The sequence below is a fragment of the Thalassospira sp. ABD4_177 genome (assembly GCF_056160125.1).
This window is the reverse complement of the sequence record NZ_JBSWWO010000003.1, coordinates 32,663-50,856: the sequence shown is the minus strand read 5'-3', so window position 1 is coordinate 50,856 and position 18,194 is coordinate 32,663. Positions and strand designations below refer to the sequence as shown.

Genomic DNA, 18,194 nt, shown 5'->3' with positions numbered 1-18,194 from the left:
TCGGAAGCGGCTATTTCCAGCGGTCGGCATCGGCATCATCGGATGCCTTTGCCTCGACCCATTTATCACCGCCATCCGGGGTTTCTTCACGTTTCCAGAATGGGGCGCGGGTTTTCAGGAAATCCATGATGAAGTCGCAGGCCTCGAACGCAGCCCGGCGATGGGCGGACAGAACAATCACCAGAACAATACGTTCGCCGGGCAACATGCGGCCAAAGCGATGGACGATGCGGATGTCATCAAGCGGCCAGCGCGCCGCGGCCTCATCGGCGATCTTTTCCAGTTCGCGTTCGGTCATGCCCGGATAGTGATCCAGCGTCAGGGCAGAGACATTATCCCCACCGTGAATATCACGCACCAACCCGACAAAACTGACCGCCGCCCCGATATCGGTACGGCCATCGGCCAGAGCCGAAAGTTCGGCACCTGGGTCAAAATCATGTTGCTGAACAGAAACGCGTGACATTGTCGCCGTCCCGGATTGCGTGAAATGGGGTTCTGCCCTTGGGTCCCACCTTGGGATCCGGCCCTAGTCGAGATGCTTGAGGCCGGTGCGCAGATAAATATAGCCGGTCTGAACCGTGACGATCCCGGCAATCCACAGCAGGATATCACCAATCAGGATCGAGGGGATCATTTCGGGCGACGCATCGCCAACCAGAAGGAAGCCGATGGCCAGAATCTGTGCCGTGGTTTTCCATTTGGCAAGCACCGTGACCGGCAGCGGCACCTTGATCTCGGCCAGATGTTCGCGCAGGCCCGAAACCATGATTTCGCGGCACATGATGATCACCGCGGGCAATACCGCAAAACCGGAAATGCGTTCAAATGCCACCATCATCATCAGGGCCGCCGCCACCAGCAGCTTGTCGGCAATCGGATCAAGAAAACGACCAAGCGGGGAGACCACATTCATGCTGCGCGCCAGATAGCCGTCAAAGAAGTCCGTCACCCCGGCAAAAGCAAACAGGGCAAAGCCGATCCAGTTGCCAACCGGACCATTGATGTAAAACGACGCAATCAGCGCCGGAATTACGAATATGCGCGACATGGTCAGCAGATTGGGAATCTGGTTCTTCATAAACGGGGCCTGTTTGACGGATTTTATTGCGATGGCGTCACGGTTGTCGTCACGGCCCCGGGCACATCACCGCCCAAAGCCGCGCAATTATTAAAGGCTTGAGGCATATACCACAAGGGCTGCTTTCCCATTGTTCGCTATCGCAACATTCAGGCGCGAAAGTGATCACTTTCCTTCGTGGAAATGATCATAAATCTTTCGAGCGAGCGCAGCACTGATGCCATCGACGGCTTCAAGGTCGGCCAGACCGGCATCCGCCACCCCGCGGGCCGAGCCGAAGTGATGCAAAAGCGCCTTTTTGCGCGCACCGCCGACACCGGGTACCGAATCCAGAACGCTTTTGCCGATCTGCTTGGCGCGTTTGGCGCGATGGGTGCCAATTGCCCAACGGTGGGCTTCATCACGCAGGCGCTGAATGAAGTAAAGCACCGGATCCTTCATATCGAGACGCACCGGCGCCTTGCCGGGAATGTGCAGGACTTCCTTGCCGGCATTTCGATCCACCCCCTTGGCGACACCGACCAGCATGACGTCTTCGATGCCGAGATCTTCGAGCACTTCGCGCGCCACACCGAGCTGACCCAGACCCCCGTCAATCAGGCACAGATCCGGCCAGGTGCCGTTTTCACGGTCCGGGTCTTCTTTTTGCGCGCGGGCAAAGCGACGCGTTAAGACTTCGCGCATCATGGCAAAGTCATCACCCGGTGCGATATCGCCCTTGATGTTGAATTTGCGATAGGCGTTTTTCATGAAGCCCTCAGCCCCAGCGACAATCATGCCGCCGACCATATTGGTGCCTTGGGTGTGGGAGTTATCGTATACCTCGATCCGTTCGGGCGTGCTTTCGAGATCAAGCTTGTCGGCCAGATCTTCAAGCAGCTTGCGCTGGGTAGCACTTTCGGCCAGTCGGCGCCCCAGGGCATCCTTGGCATTGGTTAGGGCATGTTCGACCAGCTTGCGCTTGCCGCCGCGCTTGGGCACAAGCAATTCGATCTTGCGATTGTTATTTACGCCAAGTGCTGTTTCGACCAGTTCCTGGCCTTCGATCTCGTGCGAGAGAAAGACCTGCTTGGGGGCAGGTTTGTCGGCATAGAACTGTCCGACAAAGGCCGAGAGGATTTCCGGGATTTCGGCCGACTGTTCATGGCGCGGGAAGTAGGACCGGTTGCCATAGTTCGAGCCCGAGCGGAAGAAGAACACCTGCACGCAGCTTTGGCCGCCTTCCTGATGGAGCGCAATCACATCGGCCTCTTCGACACCTTCGAGGTTGATGTCCTGATGCGAGCGGATCTGGCTGAGCGCACGGATACGGTCGCGATACATCGCGGCCTGTTCGAACTCCATCTTTTCCGACGCATCCATCATGTCTGCTTCAAGCTGCTTGAGGATTTTCTGGCTGCGCCCGGTCAGGAAGTCCCGGCAAATATCAACAAGCCCGTCATACTCGGACTTGGAAATCCGATCGACACAGGGGGCAGCACAGCGTTTGATTTGATACAGCAGGCACGGGCGCGAACGGTTGGCAAACACACCATCGGTGCACGAACGCAGCAAAAAGGCACGTTGTAGATGGTTAATCGTATTGTTGACCGCCCAGGCCGAGGCAAAGGGACCAAAGCAACTGCCATCCTTGGCGCGTGCGCCACGATGTTTGACGATGCGCGGATAGTCGTGATCCTCGGTGATCAGGATATAGGGAAAGCTTTTATCATCACGCAGCAGGATGTTGTAGCGCGGTTTGAGCTTCTTGATCAGGTTGGATTCAAGAAGAAGGGCTTCGGCCTCTGTATGGGTGGTGATGATTTCCATCCGCACCGTCTGGGCCACCATGCGGGCAATGCGGATCGGCAACTGCATGATGCGGGTATAGGACACCACGCGTTTTTTAAGGTTCTTGGCCTTGCCGACATAGAGCACACGATCCTTGTCATCGATCATGCGATAGACGCCAGGCGACCCCGGCATGGTTTTCAGCGCATGCTTGATCGCCTCGACACCCCTTGCCGCCCCGCCTTCGGTTTTGTCACCATCAAGGGACAAACCGATTTCCCGTTTCGGGGCATCATCCCCGGTCGGGTTTTCGGGGGAAACTGGTGGCTTCATCAAGGCACTCCGCGATCACGTAAATATGGCGCTGTTCAACAGGGCAGCAACGGACTCTAAAATACATCCAAAGTTGTGACGATCGTCACTGGCAAACACGCTTTGGAACATAGCGGAAAAGATTAACATCGCAACTGCATCTCGGGGAATCGCCATGCCAAAAAAGATGTCCACCAAGTCTGTGGATAACTATGTGGGTAATAGGGGGGTGACTTCCTGCACCCCTTGAGAGTCTTAACGTTCTGTGAAGTGCCCATTTATTGAGCAAAACAGTTAAGTTGTTGATTTACTTCAATAAAAATACTGTCAACATGAAATCATTCGGTAATACAGTCGTAAAAATCGAATATTTTCCTTTGATTCACATTCGCCAGATGCTTGTGAATAAGCACAATCGCGATTCGGCCTAGAGGAATCATAGAGTCCCTTCGATTGCCGGCTCGGAAAAGTAAATTTTTTCGGGATCGTTTGCTGTAATCAGCGCGCGTTATTGTGGCGTTCGATTTCAACACCAACTGCCGTGACGTCTTCAAAAACGTCGAGCTTTTCAACTCTGACGATCACCTTGCGAACGCGCGGATCGGCAAGGCACATATCGGCGAGTTTTTCCCCAAGGGTTTCCACAAGATTGGTGTGACCGTCCTGGCAAATGCGACGGGTGCCGACAACCAGATCTTCGTAGCTGAGCACGGTGGTGATGTCGTCATTCTGAACACCGTCGCCTTCGAGCACTTCGAGATCAAGATTGATCCGAACGCGTTGCGGGGCTTCCTTTTCGTGTTCATACACCCCGATCGAGGTGTGAATGATCATGTCACGCACAAAGACACGGCGCAGGCTGCCCGCCAAGTCGGCAAAGGGCAGTGTCGTAATTTTGGCATCCTTTTTAAGGCCTGCGGTCATATTCCGGTCTTCCTTGTGCTGCTTTCTTGCGCGGTTCCAGCATCACCACGCACGTCCGGCCCGATGTTTGGCAGTGATTTATCCCATCACGACCGGGCATCATTCGTTGGGGGCATCGTCTTCGCCACTGGGCGCCCAATCAAGGTGCTGCCCGCCGTCAAGGGCTAACATTTGCCCGGTGATGGCCGGCGCGGCAAGGAAAAATCGAACCGCGTCGCAAATCTCTTGCGGGTTTGTCCCTATTTTCAGGGGTGTTTTCGCGCATTGCGCGTCGAAATCTTCCTGTGTTTGTCGGCTACTAGGCAGTGCCGGCCCCGGACCGATGGCATTGACCCGAATTTTTGGCGCCAATGCCAAGGAAAGTGTCTGGGTCAGGGTCCAAAGCCCGGCTTTTGACAATGTATAGGTCATGAAATGCGGGGTCAGATTCCAAACGCGCTGATCAATCAGGTTAATGATTGCCCCCTTGCAATCGTCTGGCAGGTGTTTGGCGAACTCTTGCGACAGGACAAAGGGCGCACGCAGATTGGTTTCCATATGCAGATCCCAGCTTTCGCGGGTCGCAGTCTTCACATCATCATATTCAAAGGTCGAGGCGTTATTGATCAGAACCCCGATCGGGCCAAGCTGGTCTTTGGCATCGGCCAGCAGACGATGGGCGTCTTCTTCGTTGGTCAGATCGGCGGAAACAACACAAGCGCGCCGGCCAAGATCGCGCACCTCGCCTGCCAGGGCTTCGGCGTCGCTGCGCGAATTATTGCAATGAAGGGCGATGTCATAGCCATCACGCGCAAGATCAAGGGTGACCGCCCGGCCGATGCGTTTTGCAGCACCAGTAATCAAAACCGACTTTGGAGACTGAGCTGTCATCGCTGCCTCGATCCTTGTCATGTGGTCCCGGTCTTATAACGGCTTCGCCGGAACCTGATTGAACTGATTAAAGCATATTGCGTCTAATCTGCTCCATTGTGTTTGTTTTTGGCGTGTCGTTTGGCAAGGCACAGCGTGCAGAGCGATGCGGTGCATCGGTCAAACGGTGTAACGCCGCGAAACGCCGCCAAAAACAAACCCTTCGGGCCGGGAGAACCTTCCGCCCCGCAGCGTCAAGCTCCTTGCACGTAGCCCCGCTACGTACTGCGGTCCTTTCCTCGCCGGACAGAAGGTTCTCTCCGGCAAAATGGGGCAGATTAGACGCAATATGCTTTATGCTACGACAAGTTGGAAGACATAGACCAGATAAGCAATCACGAATGCCACACCGGTGATGCGCGAAATCTTGCGCAGGGCATAGGCAACGCCCAGCAAACCCACCGTTACAGCCAGCATGATCCAGATATCGGAATTCATGATCTGCTCTGGCACCGGGATCGGCGCGATCAGTGAAACACCACCAATGATCACCAGCAGGTTCAAAAGGTTTGAGCCAAATACGTTGCCCAGCGCAACATCGGAATGCCCGCGGAAAGCAGCAACCACCGATGCAGCCAGTTCGGGCAAGGAGGTGCCGAACGCCACAAGGGTGAGGCCAATGACCGCCTCGGAGACGCCAAATTGACGGGCCACCGTTACCCCGCCTTCAACCAGCCAGTCCGCACCAAGCATCAGACCGACAATGCCGATCACGGTCGCAATGATCGGCTTGGTCCAGCCTTTGGGCTTTTCACCGATTTCATCGACTTCTTCTTCATGCAGGTGGCTGGCTTCGCTGGGTGAATTTTTGTCATGCTTGTAGGTGAAGTACCAGATCGCGGCCAACACACAGAGCATGATCGCCCCAGCCCAGCGTTCGATCACACCAAACATGCACAAACCAATGAACAGCAAAGTGCCAAGCAACATGGTGCCCCCGTCGCGCACAACCGTCACACGCGACGCCGCGACAGGTTTGAGCAATGCGACCGCCCCGAGAATAAGCAGGATATTGGCAATGTTGGAGCCAACAACGTTGCCCATGGCGATATCGGCCGTGCCCTTAAGGGACGCATTCAGCGAAACGACAAATTCCGGCGCCGATGTCCCGGCGGCGACAATTGTCAGACCGACAATGACTTTGGAAACGCCGAGCAAAAGTGCGAGACCAACCGCCCCCCTTACGATGAATTCACCACCTGCTGTCAGTAAAACAAGACCTGCGATGATCTGAAGATAGGGGATAAGTTGTTCCAAAATGTCTGCTCGTTTGAAAAGCGATTAAACCGGCCTTTTGTCAGGCCCGCGGAAGATGGCATTTGGCAAGCCGAATGGCAAGTCATCAGGATGTGACATTGTGCGCACGCAAACGTTTAAGCACATCACGGCGCGCCAGAACCGGATGCTGCGACAGGGGTGTGAATTTTTCACATGCGTCAAATTTACCCACGACTGGCAGGGTTATTTTCGTTATCCTGTTAATCTCGTTATTTTCAGATATTTAACCGCCTGCCGGATCGATTTTCGCCATGCATCACAGCGTTCTGTTCGAGCTGTTCCTTATTCTGACTGCCGCGATCATTGCGGTTCCGATTGCGCACAAGCTTCGTGCGAATTCGATTATCGGATTTCTGATTGGTGGTTTCTTTATCGGACCGTTCGGCTTTGGCCTGATTTCCGAACGCGAAGACATTTCAACTGTTGCCGAACTTGGCGTTGTCTTCCTGCTGTTCATGATCGGGTTGGAGCTTTCGCGTGATCGCCTGCGGGTTATTGGCGGACGCTTTGCCGGGCTTGGTGTTTTGCAGATTGTGGTGTCGATGGCAGCCCTTTTGGGGCTTCTGGTGGCGATGGAGTATGCGCTGCCCACGGCGCTTGTCATTGCCGGTGCGCTTGCGCTTTCATCGACTGCGATCATCCTAAAACAGCTTTCTGACGACCGGCAGCTCAATACCCGGTTTGGCCGTGCCGCCCTTGCCATCCTGTTGCTACAAGACGTGGCGGTTGGCCCGTTCCTGATCATGGTGCAGGCGGCAGGCAATGCCGGAACGGAAACCAGCCCGTGGATGAGCATACTGCTTGGTTTCGGGTCGGTTGCGTTGCTGTTGCTGGTTGGGCGTTATGTCTTGCCGCGACTGTTTCGCTATATCGCGTCGCTTAAAAACCCGGAACTGTTTGCCATTGGCACATTGTTTGTCGTGCTGGCGGCCAGCACCCTTACCGAAGTTTCCGGTCTTTCGATGGCGCTGGGGGCCTTCATTGCAGGCGTGATGCTGGCCGAAACCGAATTCCGCCATCAGATCGAAGCCGATATCTCGCCGTTCCGTGGGGTGTTCCTGTCGCTGTTCTTCATGTCGGTGGGCATGTCGGTCAATGCCGACGTGGTTTATAACCAGTTCGGCACCATCGTCATGTGGCTTGTCTTGTTGCTCGCCATCAAGACGGCGGTTCTGTTCGGACTGGCGCGTGCCATGCGGTTTGAAACCGGTCTCGCGATCCGGGTCGCGATGAGCCTCGCGGCGGGTGGTGAATTTGCCTTTGTGATGTTTGCCCTGGCGGCCCAGAACGGGGCGGTGCCGCTTGATATTGCGGCGATGCTGATCCCGGTGGTGGCGATTTCCATGGCCCTGACCCCGACCCTGATCAGCCTTGGTCACAAGATCGAGGAAAAGCTCCATCCCAAGGAAGAAGACCAGCTTGGCAAGATCGCCGAAGAGTCCGAGGGCATTCAGCAGCATGTTCTGGTGATCGGCAGCGGGCGCGTTGGCCGGGTTCTGGCGCGGTTGCTTAAAACCCGGAACATCCCGTTCCTGGTGCTTGATAGTGACGCCCAGCAGGTTTCGCGTGGCCGGGCCGAAGGCCTACCAGTTTACTTTGCCGACGGGTCAAGACCGGAAACCTTCCGGGCGGCACATACCGACGAAGCAAAAATTGCGGTTGTTGCCATGGGGAACCCGCATGCGACGGAGAAGACGGTTGCGCTGTTGCGCCAGCATTATCCGCATCTGAAGATTTTTGCCCGTGCGCAGGACATCACCCATATCGGGCCGCTGTCACGCCATGGCGCGGATGCCGCCATCCCGGAGGTACTTGAAACCGGCTTGCGGTTATCGGATCACGTTCTGGCCGCCTGCGAGGTGCCGCAGGAAGATATCGATGCCGAAATCGCCAAATTCCGCCGGGCCGATATGCTGTTGATGAACGAACTGGCGCCGCGCACACAGCGAAAACAGAGAAGTTCCGAGGAAACCGACAAACCGGCCGAGGACACCCCGTAAAGCCATTCCGGATTTAAAACAAAAACCCCCGCTGCGCATCGCAACGGGGGTTTTTCATTGGATCGCGTGTCAAAACGGCTTAGGCCGCGGTTTCGGAATCCAGCGCATAACCGGCCGCACGGACGGTGCGGATGATATCGCGGGTGCCTTTGACGTCATTGAGTGCCTTGCGCAGGCGACGGATATGAACGTCAACAGTGCGGGTTTCGACATAGATGTTCGGGCCCCAGACCGCATTCAGCAACTGTTCGCGCGAGAAAACCCGTCCCGGATGTTCAAGGAAATAGCGCAGCAGACGGAATTCCGTCGGGCCAAGATGGATCGCCTTGCCATTGCGGCTGACACGGTGAGCGGCGAGATCCATTTCGATGTCGGAATAGATCAACTGCCCCTGTGGTTGCGCCGGACCGGACCGACGCAGAAGCGCCCGGATACGGGCCAGCAGCTCGCCAATGGCAAACGGTTTGGTGACATAGTCATCCGCGCCGGTATCAAGGCCGCGAATACGGTCGCCTTCTTCGCCGCGTGCGGTGACCATGATCACCGGAAGATCCCGGCTTTCGGGCTTGCGGCGGATCTGGCGGCAGACCTCGATCCCCGACATGACGGGCAACATCCAGTCGAGCAAAACCAGATCGACATGGGTTTCTGCCATGATTTTCAACGCTTCGTCACCGTCTCCGGCTTCGACGACCTGCATCCCCTCGCGTTCGAGGTTGTAGCGCAACATGGTTACGATTGCAGCTTCGTCCTCGACGATAAGAACCGTTGGGTCCATCTTCCTATGCTCCAGTGTCACTCATTCGGTTCGACAACAGCGAAGTTCGCTGCGTCGTTTTTTGGCCGGTCAACACCCGGCAGGTCCTCGCCCTTGATCCGGTAATAGATCGTTTCGGCGATGTTGGTGGCGTGGTCGCCAATACGTTCGATGTTCTTGGCAATGAACAACAGATGGGTCGACGCGGTGATGTTGCGCGGATCTTCCATCATGTAGGTCAGCAATTCGCGGAACAGCGAATTGTACATATCGTCCACTTCCTGATCGCGTTCCCAGACACGGTGGGCCTTGTCGGCATCGCCTTCGATATAGGCGTCCAGGACATCCTTGATGATTTCCTGGGCCAGCTTGGCCATGTTCGGGATCGCCTGAACCGGGCGGATCGGCGGGATCTGGTTCAGGACCTGGGCGCGTTTGGCGATGTTTTTGGCCAAATCACCAATGCGTTCGAGATCGTTCGACAGCTTGAGCGCGGTCACGACCTGACGCAGGTCATCTGCCATCGGCTGACGGAGCGCCAGCAGACGAACGGCAAAGTCCTGGACTTCCTGTTCGAGAACGTCGATGCGCTGATCGGACAGGATGACTTTTTCGGCCAGCTCGGAATCGCGTTTGACGATCGAGCGGATCGACGAAATAAGCTGGCTTTCGGCAAGCCCGCCCATTTGCGAGATGATGTTGTTCAGACGGGTCAGTTCCTCGTCGAACGAACTTACGATATGGGTATGATCTTCAGCCATTTATGCGTACTCCTGGCTCACTTAACCGAAGCGGCCGGTAATGTAACCCTTGGTGCGTTCGTCCTTCGGGTTGGTAAAGATTTGATCGGTTTCGCCGACTTCGACCAGCTTGCCCAGGTGGAAGAACGCGGTGCGCTGTGACACACGGGCAGCCTGCTGCATGGAGTGGGTCACGATCACGATCGTGTAGTTCGAGCGCAGCTCGTCAATCAGTTCCTCGACCTTGGCGGTCGCGATCGGATCAAGCGCCGAGCACGGCTCATCCATCAGGATGACTTCCGGGCTGACGGCAACCGCACGGGCGATGCACAGGCGCTGCTGCTGACCACCGGAAAGACCGGTTGCCGGCGACTGCAGGCGATCTTTGACTTCCTTGAGAAGGCCGGCACGTTCAAGCGAGGTCATGACGATTTCGTCAAGCTCGTCACGCGAATTGACCAGACCATGAATGCGCGGGCCATAGGCCACGTTGTCATAGATCGATTTCGGGAACGGGTTCGGTTTCTGGAACACCATGCCGATGCGCGCGCGCAGCTGAACCACGTCGATGCGCTTGTCATAAATGTCGCGGCCATCAAGGGTGACTTCGCCTTTGATGGTGACACCGTCGATGGTGTCATTCATGCGGTTCAGGCAGCGCAGGAAGGTGGATTTACCACAGCCCGACGGGCCAATCAGCGAGGTAACCTGCTTTTCGGCAATATCAAGGTTGACCTCATAGAGAGCCTGATTATCGCTATAGAAAAGATCAAGGTTACGCGCGGTCATTTTCGGTTTTTCGACCGACGGCTCTGCCGTCATTGCGCTCTGGGATACAGCAGCCATTTTACCACTTCCGTTCAAATTTTTTGCGCAGATACACAGCCAGTCCATTCATCAGGACAAGGAATGCCAGCAACACCATAATCGCTGCCGAGGTTTTCTCGACAAAGGCACGTTCCGGGCTGTCCGCCCACAGATAGATCTGGACCGGCAGAACCGTTGCCGGGTCAAGTGCCCCGCCCGGGATATCAACAATAAAGGCGACCATCCCGATCATCAGAAGCGGTGCGGTTTCACCCAGTGCCTGGGCCATGCCAATGATCGTGCCGGTCAGAATGCCCGGCATTGCCAGCGGCAAAACATGATGGGTCACGGTCTGAACCGGGGATGCGCCCAAGCCAAGGGCGGCCTGGCGGATCGACGGCGGCACCGCCTTGATCGCAGCCCGCGAGGCAATAATGATCGTCGGAAGCGTCATCAGGGCCAGCGTCAAACCACCAACAACCGGCGCCGAACGCGGCAGATGCATGACATTAAGGTACACCTCAAGACCGAGCAGACCAAAGACGATGGACGGGACAGCGGCCAGGTTGTTGATGTTGACTTCAACAATCTGGGTGAAGCGGTTCTTCGGTGCGAACTCTTCCAGGTAAACCGCAGCAAGAACCCCAATCGGGAAGGACAATGCCAGGGTGACAAGCAGGGTATAGAACGAGCCAACAGCCGCCCCCCAGATGCCAGCCAGTTCCGGCTCGCGGGAGTCACCACTGGTGAAGAAGCGGGTGTGGAACTGTTTTTCCACCGCACCGGCTTCGACCAGTTCGTTATACCAGCCGACTTCCTGATCGTTGAGGCGACGGTCGCCTTCATCGACGGTCGGATCGATATAGCCCTTGTTGAGCATATCGAAATCATCACCCGAGATCAGCCAGATGGTGCGCGTCTGCCCGATCAGGCTCGGATTTTCGAGAACCCGTTCACGCAGATCATAAGAGGCACCACCCGAAACGATGCCATACAGGTTGCGTTTCTCGCTGCGAGACGTCACGTCCGGGAAGCGTTCGCGCAGGGACTGTTTGATCAGACCGTCAAAGTTTGCCCGCCCGATCACGTCCGGATCGCCGGTCCCGTCCGGGTCGATCACGGCCGGGTCGAAGGTGACTTCGAGCTGGACATAGGTCTGGTAAAAGGCGCTGTAGCCTTTCGAGCCGATCGAGAATGCCAGAACGAACAGGGCCAGAAGCGCGATACCGATCGCAGCAAGGCCATACATTTTAAAGCGGCGTTCAGCAGCGTAGCGTTTTTTGATGTTGCGGGCGATTTTCGGGCTGTCCCAGTCAACCGGCTTGCGCAGATTGTCAGAGATCACCTTGGCCGCAGCTCTGTCTTCCATAAGAGATGCCATATCAGTCATATTTCTCGCGATACTTCTGAACAACCTTAAGGGCAAATACGTTCAAGCCCAAGGTGACAAGGAAAAGAACCAGCCCCAACGCAAAGGCCGAGAGGGTTTTGGCACTGTCAAACTCCTGGTCACCGACCAGAAGGGTCACGATCTGCACGGTTACGGTTGTTACAGCCTGAAGCGGGTTTGCCGTCATGTTCGCCGCAAGACCGGCCGCCATCACAACAATCATGGTTTCACCAATCGCACGCGACACCGCGAGCAGAACTGCGCCGACAATCCCGGGCAAAGCCGCCGGGAAGATCACGTTACGAATGGTTTCGGATTTGGTTGCGCCCAGCCCATAAGAGCCATCGCGCAAGGATTTCGGCACCTGCGACATCACGTCATCAGACAGCGAGGAGACGAACGGAATGATCATGACACCCATGACGAGGCCCGCTGCCAACGCACTTTCCGAGCTGACATCAAGACCAAGCAGCGCGCCATTGTCGCGCAGGAAGGGTGCAACGGTCAGGGCTGCGAAGAAGCCGTACACAACGGTCGGCACACCGGCCAGAATTTCAAGTGCAGGTTTGGCCACCGCACGGAATTTCGGGGAGGCATATTCGCCCATATAGATCGCCGAGAACAGGCCGATCGGCACGGCAACACACATCGCGATCAGGGTGATCAGCAAAGTACCGACAAAGAGCGGGATCGCCCCAAAGGCGCCTTCGGATGCAACCTGGTCGGCGCGGATCGCGGTTTGCGGGCTCCATTCCAGACCAAAGATAAATTCGAGCGGATTGACCTTGGTGAAGAAATGCAGCGCTTCGAACAGAAGCGAGAAAACGATACCAACCGTTGAGAGGATGGCAATCGCCGAGCAGGCAATCATCATCCAGCGCGCGATGCGTTCAATATTGTTACGCGCGCGCATTTCCTTTTCGATCTTGCGATACGACATCGCAAGACCCAGGGTCGCCGCCGAAAGGACCAGAACAACAAGTGCCGCATTGGCGATCGTCTGCAGGTTGCCAAGCCGACGACCGGCGTCGACGATTTCCGGCGAAACAGACAAATGCTGGCCATTGCCCGCAGCAATCAGTGAAATACTGTTCAGTGCGAGCGACAGACGTCCGGAGTCATTGAGAATTTCAGCAGGCAGGTCGGAAACGATCAGCGCTTCGATCACCGAGCCCTGGAACATGTACCAGATCAAAAGCAGAAACAGCGCGGGAAGTCCGCACCATGCTGCTGTGTACGCCCCGTAATGTGCCGGCAACGAGTGAAGATTGCTGTGTCGGCCGCCCGAGATGGCGACAGCCCGCTGGCGCCCAAAATAAAAGGACAGCGCACAAAGTGCGGCAATCGCGAGCAACAGGAAAGACAGGGACATTATGTTAGATCCGTTCGCCAGATGAGCCTGCAGAAATCAGTTCGTGAGGCCAATAGGACAGAAACTATATATAAACCAAGGCAGAAAACAAAGAAACCGGTGGCAGAACGCTCTGCCACCGGTTGAAAGATCGCGTTACATGCTCAGCGGCGAAAGGTTCATCGCTGCATTGCGGACTGCTTCACGCTCAGCTGCATCCATCGGGATGAGGCCACGGTCAGCAAGGTAACCTTCGTCACCAAATGCTTTCTCGGCGGTGAATTCAGCCAGGTATTCTTTGATGCCCGGGATGGTGCCAACGTGCGCGTTCTTCACGTAGAAGTACAGCGAACGGGAAACCGGGTAATCGCCAGCAGAGATTGCTTCGAAGGTCGGAGCAACACCAGCAATCATGGAGCCCTGGAGCTTGTCACCATTCTGGTCAAGGAAGGAGAAGCCGAAGATGCCAAGCGCATCGTGGTTGGCTTCGAGTTTCTGAACGATCAGGTTGTCGTTCTCGCCAGCCTCAACGTAGCCACCGTCTTCACGAACGCCAGCGCAAACTGCGTCGAACTGGTCTTCGTTGGTTTCTTCAAGAGCAGCGATAACCGGGAAGCTTTCGCAAGCTTCTTCGAGTACCAGCTCGGTGAAGGCATCACGGGTACCGGAGGTCGGCGGCGGGCCGAGAACTTCGATTTTAACATCCGGCAGGCTCGGATCGATTTCTGCCCAGGTGCTGTACGGGTTGTCGATCAGCGACTGGCCGTCTTTGGACGGAACGGTTTTAGCGAGAGCAAGGAAGATCTGCTCTTTGGTCAGGTCGAGCTGCGGGGCAGCGTTGGAGTTCGACAGAACGATACCGTCGTAACCAACTTTAACTTCGGTAACTTCCGAAATGCCGTTAGCAGCACATTTTTCAACTTCGGACTTCTTGATGCGACGCGAAGCGTTGGTGATGTCCGGATGCTGTTCGCCTACACCGGCGCAGAACAGCTTCAGACCACCGCCAGAACCGGTCGATTCAATAACCGGCGTTTTGAAAGAGGTGGTTTTACCGAATTCTTCTGCAACTGCGGTTGCAAACGGGAAGACGGTGGACGAACCAACGATACGAATCTGGTCGCGTGCTTCGGCAGCGCCAGCAACGGCAACGCTCATAAGCGCCGCAACAGCAAGAGTCTTCTTCATCATAAATTCCCCAATGGTTGTTCCACTTCGGAACGGTGCAACGATCTGCGAGGCGGACTCTACCGCTGGGTGCTTACGGTATTGTGTCGCTTTTGTTAACGTTATGTGACAACGTATCAGAGCAGTAAAAACCGCTGTTTCGTCTATGTAAAATCAATGACTTAGCCGTTTTTCATGCGCACCTGAAAACACTGAATTTTCATTCCAACACGCAAATTCGGCCCACTGTTACGTCGGACTGTCACAAAAACTGTAACAATTGCCCGATCGGGCCATTTTGGGCCTGCTGAATGCCGTGAATTGGCGATATTTCCCAGCAAGTACTTTACATAAGCGCCATTCCACGCAACTGTTGCTTGGGGTCCAAACTCATTCACATGACCGGCCCGGCAACTGATATGAGAGAAAAAGCTAGGAAAAGCCCGCAGAGCGGGGTGATCCCCGGTCAAGGGATTTGACGCAGAGGCTTTCTCTCATATCAGTTGTCCTTCGGATCACCCGGATTTGCACGGGCTACTTTGTCGCAAAACCTTGAAAGATATAAATCTTCCTGTGGTTTCGCTCCGCATATCCGCACAAATCCGGGAGACCGGGACGATTATGTGAATGAGTTTAGACCCCAGAGGGACCAAAAAACGCCGCGCCAAATTCTCGCGCAGGCAAAACAGGAGCAAGATATGAGCAACGCCTCACTCGACGAGATTCAGGAACTGATCCAAAAGCTGTCTGGCGAACTGGGCGACATGTCCGAAGCCGCATCGCGCCATATTGATGATCTTCATGTCGCGGTGAACAATGTGGCATCCCACGTTCTCGCCATCGAAGCGGTTCTGACCCAGGTCGCGCAGAAAGTTGATATCGATGAGGCCGCAGCCGTTCAGTGGATTCGCGACAAGACCGCGGCCTATGCTGAAGACAGCAGCGAAAGCTCGGCCGCTGAGGGCATTGTGAAAAGCCTGCTTGGCAACGAAGAATAAGCCGCCATCTGGCGCACCATCCGAAAAGGATGGTCAGGAATCAAAAGGACGGCAGAGGTTATCCCCTGCCGTCCTTTTTGTTTTAGCTGTTTGAAGCGACGGTGGCCTAGCCCGCCAATTCGGTCGCCTTCATGCGGTCGCGCAGTTTTTCGGGCACCGGACCGCCCGCCGCCCAATCAAGCAGCTGAACGGTATGGAGCACCTTGAGCTCATCGGTTTCGATCTGCACCATGCAGCCGATATTGCCCGTCGCCACCAGATCGGGCTCGGTCGCCCGGATATTACCGCGTTTGCGTTCCTGAAGCTGGCCGGCGATTTCCGGCTGGAGCAAGTTATAGACCCCGGCCGAACCACAGCACAGATGGCCTTCGGCGATTTCAGCGACCTCAAAGCCAGCCTGCTTGAGAAGATCGCGCGGCGGTCGGGTGATCTTCTGACCATGCTGCATCGAACAGGCGGAATGATAGGCCACTCGTGGATTCCCATGCGTCGCCCCGGCAAAGACAGCGCCGTCAATATCAAGGCCAGCGAGATATTCGGTGATATCCTTGGCAAGCCCGGAGACGGTTGCGGCCTTGTCGGCATAGGCCGGGTCATGGCGCAGCATATGGCCGTAATCCTTGATCGTCGTGCCACAGCCCGATGCGGTGATGACGATGGCATCAAGCCCGTCACCCGCAAGTTCGGCGGTCCAGGCATCAATGTTGCCCTTGGCCTGGGCATGCGATTGCTCTTCCTTGCCCATGTGATGGACAAGCGATCCGCAACAACCAGCGCCCTTGGCAACCACCACCTCAATCCCGAGGCGGGTGAGTAGACGAACTGTCGATTCGTTGATTTCGGTTTCCAGCACCTGCTGGGCACAGCCAATCAGGATGGCAACGCGGCCTTTGCGTTCGCCAATGGCCGGGATCACCTGGGGTTTGTCGACCCAACTTGGCGGATGCATCTGACGCGCGCCCATCTTGACCATGCCCTTGAGCCGGCCGGGCATCAAACGCGCGAACGGGGCTGCAAACTTCGCGCCGATCAGCGACATGCGAAACAGGGTCGGATTGGGCACGACAATCGACAGCAGCTTGCGCAGCAAACGATCGCCCAGCGGGCGTTCATAGTTTTCTTCGATATGGGCGCGCGCATTGTCGATCAGGTGCATGTAATCAACACCGGACGGACAGGTGCTGGTGCAGGACAGACAGGACAAGCAGCGATCAAGGTGTTTGACCACCTTTTCGGTTGCCGGTTTGTCATTTTCCAGCATGTCCTTGATCAGATAGATGCGCCCACGCGGGCTGTCGAGTTCGTCACCCAGTGCCACAAAGGTCGGGCAGGTCGCGGTACAGAAACCGCAATGCACGCATTTGCGCAGGATCTGTTCGCTTTCGGCAATCGCCGGGTTTTCAAGCTGCTCTGCTGTGAAGTTGGTTTGCATTACGCGCCCTCCCCGTTGTGTGACAGCGCGGATGACGGCGCAATCCGCCCGGGATTGAGGATGCCATGCGGATCGAAGTTTTCCTTGATCTTGGCATTGATGCGCGCAAGTGCGGGGTTTTCAGGATGGAAGACCGGGATGGTTTTGCGCAACTCACCCGGGGCCCGCACCAGATCGGCCTGCCCGCCGGCGGATGCGGCGATGTCGCGAATGGCAGTCGCCTCAGAAGCGTCCGATGCGGAAATCTGCAACCAGACCCGGCCACCGGCCCAATCCATCATTGCCCGTCCGCCGGTCTTTTCCATCAGCTGGGCACAGACATCACCCCCGCTTGCCGGTGGGACCGAGACGCGCCAAAGCATGCTGTCTTTGTTATCAGCTGCCGCGAAGGGGGCAACGTCGGCGACAACCTTCCAGATATTATGGCTGTGACTTTCCGGGACTTCGTGACATTCACCAAAACCGGCCAGCGCCCGACACAGCGCATCGGCCCGCCAGGCAACCGAAGGCTGCGGCCCTTCGATACGAAGCGCCACAAGGCCGCTGCCATATTCACCCGCAAGCGGCACATCAAGATGTGGCGCGTCTTCGGGCGCGATCCACGCGGCAGCCGAAACTTCGTTTTCACTGCGCATGGCCAGTGTCATGGCCTTGCCCGCCGCGCGCGGATCGCTGCAGGCGACAATGACGGTGGCGGATGTTTCGTCATTTGGCATGACCTTGAGCGTCACGGTGTGCATGACACCAAGGGTGCCGAACGATCCCGACATCAGTTTGGACAGATCAAAGCCCGTCACGTTTTTCATCACGCGACCGCCGGATTTGAAATCCTCTGCCCGGCCGGACACCGCTTCGAAGCCCAATACATGATCGCGGGCAGAGCCAACCTTGATGCGACGTGGCCCGGCAATGTTGCAAGCCACCAGCCCGCCGATGGTTCCGGCGTCAGCACGGGCAGCGCCGTCCAGCAAGGCAGGGAAGTTGCCCGGTTCGAAATGGAATTGCTGATTTTTCTCGGCCAGGGCCGCCTTGATTTCAGCAAGCGGCGTTCCGGCGCGCGCAGAAATCACCAGTTCTTCGGGCTGATAAAACAGAATGCCCGACAGTTTGGAGCAATCCAGCACCGCATTGGTCTGAACACTATGGCCATAGGCGCGTTTGCTGCCCGATCCGATGATTTCAAGTGGGGTCTCTGATCCAAGCGCCCAACTGACTGCATCGCGCAGCTGGTCCGGCGTGGTGGGGGAAAGTACGTCCACCATAATTCTCTCTTTTCCT

The 18,194-nt window shown here is 56.3% G+C and carries 16 protein-coding genes; 2 read left to right on the top strand and 14 right to left on the bottom strand.

All coding sequences use genetic code 11. The features are described 5' to 3' along the window. Positions 1 to 10: 10 nt before the first annotated feature. From moaE to ACXAF0_RS16175, 6 genes are all read right to left on the bottom strand, one after another. Entirely contained in the window at positions 11 to 466 is a 456-nt protein-coding gene (moaE, locus tag ACXAF0_RS16200; protein WP_475346876.1) for a molybdopterin synthase catalytic subunit MoaE, read from the bottom strand. A 63-nt stretch (positions 467 to 529) separates the two neighbouring features. Next, positions 530 to 1,081: a CDP-diacylglycerol--glycerol-3-phosphate 3-phosphatidyltransferase gene (gene pgsA, locus ACXAF0_RS16195; RefSeq protein WP_475346875.1), complete on the bottom strand. Its 552-nt coding sequence runs from the start codon at positions 1,079 to 1,081 to the stop codon at positions 530 to 532. Between the two features lie 165 nt (positions 1,082 to 1,246). After that, a complete protein-coding gene (gene uvrC, locus ACXAF0_RS16190; RefSeq protein ID WP_475346874.1) occupies positions 1,247 to 3,184 on the bottom strand; it encodes an excinuclease ABC subunit UvrC in 1,938 nt (645 codons plus the stop codon). A gap of 477 nt (positions 3,185 to 3,661) precedes the next feature. After that, positions 3,662 to 4,087, bottom strand: coding sequence for a dihydroneopterin aldolase (gene folB, locus ACXAF0_RS16185; protein WP_475346873.1), 426 nt, complete (start codon positions 4,085 to 4,087; stop codon positions 3,662 to 3,664). 99 nt (positions 4,088 to 4,186) lie between these two features. Next, a complete protein-coding gene (locus ACXAF0_RS16180; protein ID WP_475346872.1) occupies positions 4,187 to 4,957 on the bottom strand; it encodes an SDR family oxidoreductase in 771 nt (256 codons plus the stop codon). A gap of 333 nt (positions 4,958 to 5,290) precedes the next feature. Next, complete coding sequence (locus ACXAF0_RS16175) at positions 5,291 to 6,253, bottom strand: calcium/sodium antiporter (protein ID WP_475346871.1); 963 nt, start codon at positions 6,251 to 6,253, stop codon at positions 5,291 to 5,293. Positions 6,254 to 6,525: 272 nt separating this feature from the next. On the opposite strand from ACXAF0_RS16175, the gene ACXAF0_RS16170 reads away from it, so the two are divergent. Then, a complete protein-coding gene (locus ACXAF0_RS16170; protein WP_475346870.1) occupies positions 6,526 to 8,274 on the top strand; it encodes a cation:proton antiporter domain-containing protein in 1,749 nt (582 codons plus the stop codon). Positions 8,275 to 8,353: 79 nt separating this feature from the next. Here ACXAF0_RS16170 and phoB read toward each other — a convergent pair whose 3' ends face one another. The 6 genes from phoB to ACXAF0_RS16140 all read right to left on the bottom strand — a co-directional run bounded on the left by phoB (position 8,354) and on the right by ACXAF0_RS16140 (position 14,510). Next, positions 8,354 to 9,052: a phosphate regulon transcriptional regulator PhoB gene (gene phoB / locus ACXAF0_RS16165; protein WP_033067877.1), complete on the bottom strand. Its 699-nt coding sequence runs from the start codon at positions 9,050 to 9,052 to the stop codon at positions 8,354 to 8,356. A gap of 17 nt (positions 9,053 to 9,069) precedes the next feature. After that, positions 9,070 to 9,792, bottom strand: a complete 723-nt coding sequence (phoU, locus tag ACXAF0_RS16160; protein ID WP_475346869.1) for a phosphate signaling complex protein PhoU — start codon at positions 9,790 to 9,792, stop codon at positions 9,070 to 9,072. A 21-nt stretch (positions 9,793 to 9,813) separates the two neighbouring features. After that, positions 9,814 to 10,617 carry a phosphate ABC transporter ATP-binding protein PstB gene (gene pstB / locus ACXAF0_RS16155; protein ID WP_475346868.1) on the bottom strand — a complete coding sequence of 268 codons (804 nt, stop codon included), beginning with the start codon at positions 10,615 to 10,617 and terminating at the stop codon, positions 9,814 to 9,816. A 1-nt stretch (position 10,618) separates the two neighbouring features. After that, positions 10,619 to 11,968 carry a phosphate ABC transporter permease PstA gene (pstA, locus tag ACXAF0_RS16150; protein WP_475346867.1) on the bottom strand — a complete coding sequence of 450 codons (1,350 nt, stop codon included), beginning with the start codon at positions 11,966 to 11,968 and terminating at the stop codon, positions 10,619 to 10,621. Then, a complete protein-coding gene (gene pstC, locus ACXAF0_RS16145; protein WP_475346866.1) occupies positions 11,961 to 13,340 on the bottom strand; it encodes a phosphate ABC transporter permease subunit PstC in 1,380 nt (459 codons plus the stop codon). Before pstC ends, pstA begins: the two co-directional genes overlap by 8 nt. Before the next feature lie 135 nt (positions 13,341 to 13,475). After that, entirely contained in the window at positions 13,476 to 14,510 is a 1,035-nt protein-coding gene (locus tag ACXAF0_RS16140; protein WP_475346865.1) for a PstS family phosphate ABC transporter substrate-binding protein, read from the bottom strand. A gap of 674 nt (positions 14,511 to 15,184) precedes the next feature. Between ACXAF0_RS16140 and ACXAF0_RS16135 the strand changes: the two genes are divergently transcribed. Then, positions 15,185 to 15,484 (top strand): hypothetical protein, encoded by a 300-nt coding sequence (locus ACXAF0_RS16135; protein WP_475346864.1) that lies wholly within the window; start codon positions 15,185 to 15,187, stop codon positions 15,482 to 15,484. A 106-nt stretch (positions 15,485 to 15,590) separates the two neighbouring features. On the opposite strand, the gene glcF is transcribed toward ACXAF0_RS16135, so the two are convergent. Beyond that, positions 15,591 to 16,916: a glycolate oxidase subunit GlcF gene (gene glcF / locus ACXAF0_RS16130; protein WP_475346863.1), complete on the bottom strand. Its 1,326-nt coding sequence runs from the start codon at positions 16,914 to 16,916 to the stop codon at positions 15,591 to 15,593. Next, complete coding sequence (gene glcE / locus ACXAF0_RS16125) at positions 16,916 to 18,178, bottom strand: glycolate oxidase subunit GlcE (protein WP_475346862.1); 1,263 nt, start codon at positions 18,176 to 18,178, stop codon at positions 16,916 to 16,918. Before glcE ends, glcF begins: the two co-directional genes overlap by 1 nt. Positions 18,179 to 18,194: the final 16 nt, after the last annotated feature.

What these genes read in the sequence shown, in the direction of transcription:
- uvrC (WP_475346874.1), bottom strand. Translation starts at nt 3,184, where the DNA reads ATGAAGCCACCAGTTTCCCCCGAAAACCCGACCGGGGATGATGCCCCG.
- pstA (WP_475346867.1), bottom strand. Translation starts at nt 11,968, where the DNA reads ATGACTGATATGGCATCTCTTATGGAAGACAGAGCTGCGGCCAAGGTG.
- folB (WP_475346873.1), bottom strand. Translation starts at nt 4,087, where the DNA reads ATGACCGCAGGCCTTAAAAAGGATGCCAAAATTACGACACTGCCCTTT.
- ACXAF0_RS16170 (WP_475346870.1), top strand. Translation starts at nt 6,526, where the DNA reads ATGCATCACAGCGTTCTGTTCGAGCTGTTCCTTATTCTGACTGCCGCG.
- pgsA (WP_475346875.1), bottom strand. Translation starts at nt 1,081, where the DNA reads ATGAAGAACCAGATTCCCAATCTGCTGACCATGTCGCGCATATTCGTA.
- glcF (WP_475346863.1), bottom strand. Translation starts at nt 16,916, where the DNA reads ATGCAAACCAACTTCACAGCAGAGCAGCTTGAAAACCCGGCGATTGCC.
- glcE (WP_475346862.1), bottom strand. Translation starts at nt 18,178, where the DNA reads ATGGTGGACGTACTTTCCCCCACCACGCCGGACCAGCTGCGCGATGCA.
- ACXAF0_RS16140 (WP_475346865.1), bottom strand. Translation starts at nt 14,510, where the DNA reads ATGATGAAGAAGACTCTTGCTGTTGCGGCGCTTATGAGCGTTGCCGTT.
- ACXAF0_RS16135 (WP_475346864.1), top strand. Translation starts at nt 15,185, where the DNA reads ATGAGCAACGCCTCACTCGACGAGATTCAGGAACTGATCCAAAAGCTG.
- phoU (WP_475346869.1), bottom strand. Translation starts at nt 9,792, where the DNA reads ATGGCTGAAGATCATACCCATATCGTAAGTTCGTTCGACGAGGAACTG.
- phoB (WP_033067877.1), bottom strand. Translation starts at nt 9,052, where the DNA reads ATGGACCCAACGGTTCTTATCGTCGAGGACGAAGCTGCAATCGTAACC.
- pstC (WP_475346866.1), bottom strand. Translation starts at nt 13,340, where the DNA reads ATGTCCCTGTCTTTCCTGTTGCTCGCGATTGCCGCACTTTGTGCGCTG.
- moaE (WP_475346876.1), bottom strand. Translation starts at nt 466, where the DNA reads ATGTCACGCGTTTCTGTTCAGCAACATGATTTTGACCCAGGTGCCGAA.
- ACXAF0_RS16180 (WP_475346872.1), bottom strand. Translation starts at nt 4,957, where the DNA reads ATGACAGCTCAGTCTCCAAAGTCGGTTTTGATTACTGGTGCTGCAAAA.
- pstB (WP_475346868.1), bottom strand. Translation starts at nt 10,617, where the DNA reads ATGGCTGCTGTATCCCAGAGCGCAATGACGGCAGAGCCGTCGGTCGAA.